Here is a 6,097-nt window from a genome sequence, read left to right as displayed (position 1 = left end):
CTCCTACACCTGTAACTCCTACACCTGTAACTCCTGCACCTGTAGCTCCTAGACCTGTAACTCCTACACCTGTAACTCCTACACCTGTAACTCCTACACCTGTAACTCCTGCACCTGTAGCTCCTGCACCTGTAGCTCCTGCACCTACTCCATTTATACCTGATACACCTGCGCCTTCTTCGTCTGCACAATCTGATCCAAGTAAACCTTCACAAATTCAGCCTGTTCCTATTAAACCTGATATTCAGCCCGAGTCTGGAATTAAGGCTGTTGTTCCGCAGTTGCCAACATATCTCCTTTTGCCAAATGCTTTATTCCATGCTGGTTTGATGGATCTCACCATTCACAATAAGAAATTGGAGGTAATTCGAGATGCTTTCAGTTATTCTTTAAAGAGTGATGAAAATTCAGCATTTCTTGTACGAAGTTATGGTGGAAGTCACCGTTATGCTTCAAATCTTTCTGCTTTTGAGTATGGGTATGGAGCTGAACTTGATTATAATGCATTTGAAGCAGGTGTTTTTCTGAAGGAGATTGAGGGTTTACACAATCGTACATCCTTTAGAGTTATGGGAGGTTATGGGAGTCTTTCTCTTAATCCTCAGAATGTTAAAGAAAGCAAAAAGAGCGCATTTGATAAATGGTCACTTGCTGCTTATGGAAGTCTGCAGAATGATATAGGATTTTATATAGATGGGGTGCTCTCTTATGGCTTTTTAAAGGGAGATGTCTTTACGGACGTACGAGGCAAGACAGCAACGTTAAAGGGTAAACAGTTCAATACTTCGTTGACAAGCAGTAAAGCATTTATAATAGGGAATAACGGTGTTGTTTTTGATCCGCAGGTTCAGCTTATTTATCAACATCTTCAGTTTGATCATGTTCGTGATGTTGATGATATTGATATTGATATGGGAAAGTTTAATCAATGGACGGTACGTGTTGGTGGGCGTTTAACCAAAACTATTTTTGCGCATCAAGAAGCCCGTATTGTTTCTTTTTATACAAAGCTTCACTTTATGCAAAGTTTTGGAGATAGACAGTTTGTGTACTTTAAAAATGCTTTTCAGCTTGGAATGTTTGGTTCCTCTTTGGAAGCAGGAGTTGGTTTAAGTGCTAAATTGTCTTCAAAGTTTGCTCTCTATGGGGATCTGATTTATCAGAATAAGCTTACTAATGCAGGGTTTTCTGGGCTAAGTTTTGCTGGAAAAATACGCTATCATTTTTGAATAAACGCATTATGCATCACTATATTATTCGTAGCTGTTTGTGAAAAAACATATAGTTAATCGAGTTTGTTTAAAGCTTCTAAATTTCATATTATGTGAAATTTTTATCAAAAAGATAGGCAAAATGACTTACTTATGTGAACAGTATATCTCATTTTTTATATTCATCTAGCTATTGCTTTTGAATTAGATTTGTTTTCTATTTTTGATACATAATGTTTTTAATAAGTCCTGTTATCAGTAATTTTTGAATAAGAAAATAAGCTCACTTTTAATTAGTGATGTTTATAACGCCACATTCTCCGTCTTCACTCCCGAAGGCTAAATTGTGTCCTATTTTATCCCAGTTTAGCGCTGAAATAGCGCTTTTTCCACTGTTTTTGAGAAGGATTTCTTTTCCATTGTGAAAATGTACACATAAAATCATTCCATCATTGAATCCTATAGCGATAACTTCTTCACTTGGGTGGCATGAAACAGTACTGACAAGCGCATTTGCTCGTGTTCCAAGTTCTAGAGGAGTTTTCCCCATAGGTCCATTTTTTGTATGAAAAGGCCAAACAATTGCGGCTGATGCGCCTGATGTTGCTAACCATTTTCCCTTTGAGCTCCAAGACCAGTTTTTGACTTTACTTGGGTAGCCACTCATGCGTAAATGTTGATGATTGGTAAGACACCAGCCATGTAGGGCATTTTCTTGCATCGTTGAAATGACATAGCGATTATCTGGTGAAAAAGTAACACCTAAATGTGCTCCTTTCCAGTTTAATGTAGTGGGTGCTGCTTTTGTTGATAACCAATGAAGTGTAACACCATTATAATGAGCAACTGCAAGTCGTAAGCCTTTAGGAGCAAAAGCAATGCCTTCCACACTGTGTTGATGCATAAGTTCTTGTATTCCTTCGCCAACGTTTGCTAATGTAAGACGTGAAGAAGAAAATGCAAAAACCTTTTGTGGTCCGAAAGCAACATTGCTTATCCATTTACGTTCTTGTTTGTTTAGTATTTCTATACAGCCATCTGCTGTGGTTTGGCAGACTTTTCCATCTTCTCCACCTGTAATGATAGCTGTATTATCGTGAGAAAAATGGCTTGAAATTATTCCTTGATGAACTTCAAAGATTTGTGGGGCTGGATTTAAAAAAACAATCAGACCTTCTACTGAAACAAAAGCGGGTTTATTGTCAATAAAACCACAGGAAAGACAATAACTTTGGAGATTATAATTGGTTATGCTTTGCATTCTTACTCGCTTATGCGCAATTTTCAAGACCAGTTTTAAGTTTTTCAGCATCAAGAGCACGACCGATAAAGACAAGGCGGCTTTCACGTTTTTCATCATCACGCCATGGGCGCTGATGTTCTCCTTCAAGGATCATGTGTATGCCTTGAATGACATAACGATCATTATCTCCTTGAAATGCGATAATACCTTTTAAACGCAAAATATTAGGACCTTGTCGCTGCGTAACTTGTTGAATCCACGGAAAAAACTTTTCTGGTTGCAGCGTTCCTGTTTTTAAACTCACAGAAGTTATGGTAATATCATGAGTGGTGGATATGTGTTCATGATCATGATTGCAATCATGATGATCTGAATGTTGGAGATCGAGAAAGTTGGGATCATTATCTAAAGTGCGTTGTAAATCAAATGATCCGCGATTAAGGAGTTTATCAAGAGGAATGTTAGCACGATTGGTTGTATAAATTACTGCTCGTGGGTTAATTGCAAGGATGAGCGATTCAACATGTGCGCGTTCTTCTACACTGACAAGATCAATTTTATTGAGTAAAACGATATCAGAGAAAGCAATTTGATCTTCGGCTTCATGGCTCTCTTTAAGTTGGAGCGGAAAATGTTTTGCATCAACGACTGCTATGACACTGTCGAGGATTGTTTTTTTATTTATGCTTTCGTCCATAAAAAAAGTTTGTGCAACGGGAATAGGATCAGCAAGCCCTGTTGTTTCTATAATGATGGCATCAAATCGATGAGAGCGTTGCATTAGGCTTTCCAAAATACGAATAAGATCGCCGCGTACGGTACAACAAATACAGCCATTATTCATTTCATAAATTTCTTCATCTGATTTAATGATAAGTTCGTTATCAATACCAATCTCACCAAATTCATTGACAATAACTGCATAGCGTTTCCCGTGATTTTCACCAAGAATGCGATTAAGAAGAGTAGTTTTTCCTGATCCAAGATAACCAGTGAGCACTGTAACTGGAAATTTGTCGGACGTACTTTGTGTTTTTTTCATAGCTGCGCCTTTTATCGTAATGTGCTTATTTTAAATTGATTGATATCATAAAGTAAATCGCTGAGCCCACACAGAACATGAGAGAAGATAGCTTCACCTGCTTGTGATGTTGCTTTACTTGCATTTCCTGCTGCTCCTTGCGGGTTAAGGTCACGCATTGTCCACCCAAAGGCATGAGGACCATAGGCGCGTAAATACCGATAATTGGCAATCATATCAGATTGCTTATTATGGAAATTTTCTGCCTTTTCCATATGCACCTTTTCTGGTGCTAAATAAAGCATTAAAGAGGTTTCAATAAATCCTCCATGGATATCAAGATGGTGTTCAGATGGTTTTATCAGGCCTTCCGGTAAGCCAAAACGAGTCCAGCTTGTCGCTACTGCTAGCATTGAAAAACGCTTTCGTAATTCAGTGATGACAATGCTCATTAAAGGTGAATTACCTCCGTGAGCATTAAGAAGAAGAAAGCGTTTAATCCCTTTACGATAGCAGTTTTCACCTATATTGATCCATCGTTCTATGGCATCAGAAAAGGTGAGTGTTTGTGTGCCAGTAATATCCATGTGTTCTATTGAATAGCCAATCTTTTCAACCGGTAAGAGCGCGATATGAAATTGCTCTTGTGTTTGTATAGTCAGTGCTTTTGCAAAAGCTTCAGCAATGATCCAGTCGGTTTCAAAAGGGAGATGATTTCCGTGATATTCGTGTGCGCCCAAGGGCAACAGAGCAAGGAAAGGCGTATCCGATGTCATAATTTATTGCCCAAAGTCATTAGAAGTAGAGAGATCAAAATGGTGGGGTCACTTCTAACAATTTTAATCTATATATCAGAAAAACGCAAATAAGAGCATTTGCATATTATATGTGTGTAATGGAAGTGAGAGATCTATTTAAAACGGTGAAGGTCTCATTGAGAAAAGTACTTCTATTTTTGATATAATATGAAGATGCTTTTGATATAGCATGGGGCTAGAACTATTCAAAGAGGAGGTAAAGTTTGTAGGAGTATTCGATTTATACTCTTGTTTTTAGTAAGTTGGTCTTCAGGAAGATCAAATACTTCACATCATATTATGAAAAATAGACTTTTTCATCTGTCTACTGAAAACTTAAGTTTAGATGAAGTCGCAAATATTTCTCTTTTTTCACGGATAGAGAGTAACCAAAGTATTTTTGTTATCGCGGAGGTTGTGGTTATCACAGACTTTGACTTCAATTCTGCTTCTTGTGCTAAAATGAATCTTTTTAAAGTTTCTAGAGATGATATTTTGGCATGGATGAATGATAACGTTTATTTTGCTCCTGTAGTATTTAAAAAATAATGTTAATTTAATATCTCTATTCAATTATTTTATATTTTGTAAGTTTTATTTTATATTTTGTAAGTTTAAATTATATTTTTTTGTGTATTTACATATATAACATAATGTTATATATAATCATCCTACATAGTTACATATCATGTTTTTATGTATTAAAGTGCTTAGATAAAATTTTTGTTTTTATAAATGTAAATATACTTTTATTTATTCAGTGAAGAAAAAATGGAGCAAAGAAAGCTATGTTTCAAATATTTAAAAATCGTATATTTTTATGTGTTTTTACAGCATTTATTCTTTTTTTGTACAAACTGTAGAGGGTAATGCAAACATTGTGAAAGTACAATTTCAAGAGGGTAGAGCTGTTGTTGTGCTAGAAAAGAATACAATGATGGGCACATTAAGTGCAGCCGTGGTTCGTGATGTTTGGGGGGCTGGACGGATTGGCTTTCGGAAAGACTGAAAAAGTGTCTTTATTTACAGCATTTTGGGATGGTTTCGGTATTATTACATTGTTTTCTTCTTTAGTTACAGGAAATATACCAGGCGTTATCGTGTCCCTTATAGCGTTATTACTTTAAATTTAGAAGAGGATTCACCGATTCCATCGGTGAATTTTACTCTTCATTTTATTGTTTAAAAAATGATATTTTACGCTGCATTGGGTATAAAAATTATGGAAGAGAGTATAAAATGCTCTTTTGACGGTTTATGGTTATTTTGTAGCAGAAAGCTAGTACTGTCTTTTTTTATTATCTCCCAATATTCCTATTTATTTTTGTGTGAAGATCGTTGATAAAAGCACGTTTAAATATTATTTTTAATTCAAAATGTATAATATAAAAATATTTCTATATTTGAGACGCCAATCAATACGAAAGATGATAAATTATATTTGTAAATCGATGTATTATTTTGATGATATCTCTCTCGTTGTCCACAATCATCTTTCAGGATACTTTTCTGTGAAGGAGGAGATATGAAATTCATTGGGCGCGGTCATCTTTATTGATGTAAAGTATAAGTGTGGCCTCTCACTTATTTTGCTATCTTCCCATGTTGCGATTACTCATGCATTGAGATTCTTCATAAGGAGTATATTTCCTTCTTTCTTAAATAATTTTATCCATAGGCCAATTTCATTTATAAAGTACAGATGAATGGTCTTTATTGATGCGTCATAAAAGGGTTTGAAATAAGTAAAATCCGCTGTATTCGAAGCTTTCATCCAAGTTAAAATAAATAGTTATCTTTATGAATCAATATCTTGACTAAAAAC

The 6,097-nt window shown here is 35.7% G+C and carries 6 protein-coding genes; 3 read left to right on the top strand and 3 right to left on the bottom strand.

Features of this window, described 5'->3' with window-relative positions; translation table 11 throughout:
• On the top strand, positions 1–1,229 hold a 1,229-nt coding region (locus MCS_RS08685; protein ID WP_004856094.1), incomplete at its 5' end, for an autotransporter domain-containing protein.
• 271 nt (positions 1,230–1,500) lie between these two features.
• On the opposite strand, the gene MCS_RS04680 is transcribed toward MCS_RS08685, so the two are convergent.
• The 3 genes from MCS_RS04680 to MCS_RS04670 are packed head-to-tail and all read right to left on the bottom strand — an operon-like array spanning position 1,501 to position 4,251.
• Entirely contained in the window at positions 1,501–2,472 is a 972-nt protein-coding gene (locus MCS_RS04680; protein WP_004856093.1) for a WD40 repeat domain-containing protein, read from the bottom strand.
• A 10-nt stretch (positions 2,473–2,482) separates the two neighbouring features.
• Positions 2,483–3,496 carry a CobW family GTP-binding protein gene (locus MCS_RS04675; RefSeq protein WP_004856092.1) on the bottom strand — a complete coding sequence of 338 codons (1,014 nt, stop codon included), beginning with the start codon at positions 3,494–3,496 and terminating at the stop codon, positions 2,483–2,485.
• Between the two features lie 11 nt (positions 3,497–3,507).
• Entirely contained in the window at positions 3,508–4,251 is a 744-nt protein-coding gene (locus MCS_RS04670) for a creatininase family protein (RefSeq protein WP_004856091.1), read from the bottom strand.
• A 321-nt stretch (positions 4,252–4,572) separates the two neighbouring features.
• On the opposite strand from MCS_RS04670, the gene MCS_RS04665 reads away from it, so the two are divergent.
• Together MCS_RS04665 and MCS_RS08840 are read left to right on the top strand one after the other, a co-directional pair.
• Positions 4,573–4,821, top strand: coding sequence for a hypothetical protein (locus MCS_RS04665; protein WP_004856090.1), 249 nt, complete (start codon positions 4,573–4,575; stop codon positions 4,819–4,821).
• A 331-nt stretch (positions 4,822–5,152) separates the two neighbouring features.
• Positions 5,153–5,281 carry a hypothetical protein gene (locus tag MCS_RS08840; protein ID WP_280176720.1) on the top strand — a complete coding sequence of 43 codons (129 nt, stop codon included), beginning with the start codon at positions 5,153–5,155 and terminating at the stop codon, positions 5,279–5,281.
• Positions 5,282–6,097 lie beyond the last annotated feature (816 nt).

The organism is Bartonella doshiae NCTC 12862 = ATCC 700133 (assembly GCF_000278155.1).
Lineage (GTDB): Bacteria > Pseudomonadota > Alphaproteobacteria > Rhizobiales > Rhizobiaceae > Bartonella > Bartonella doshiae.
Note: the sequence above shows the minus strand (reverse complement) of the source record. Positions and strands in the feature narration are given on the sequence as shown.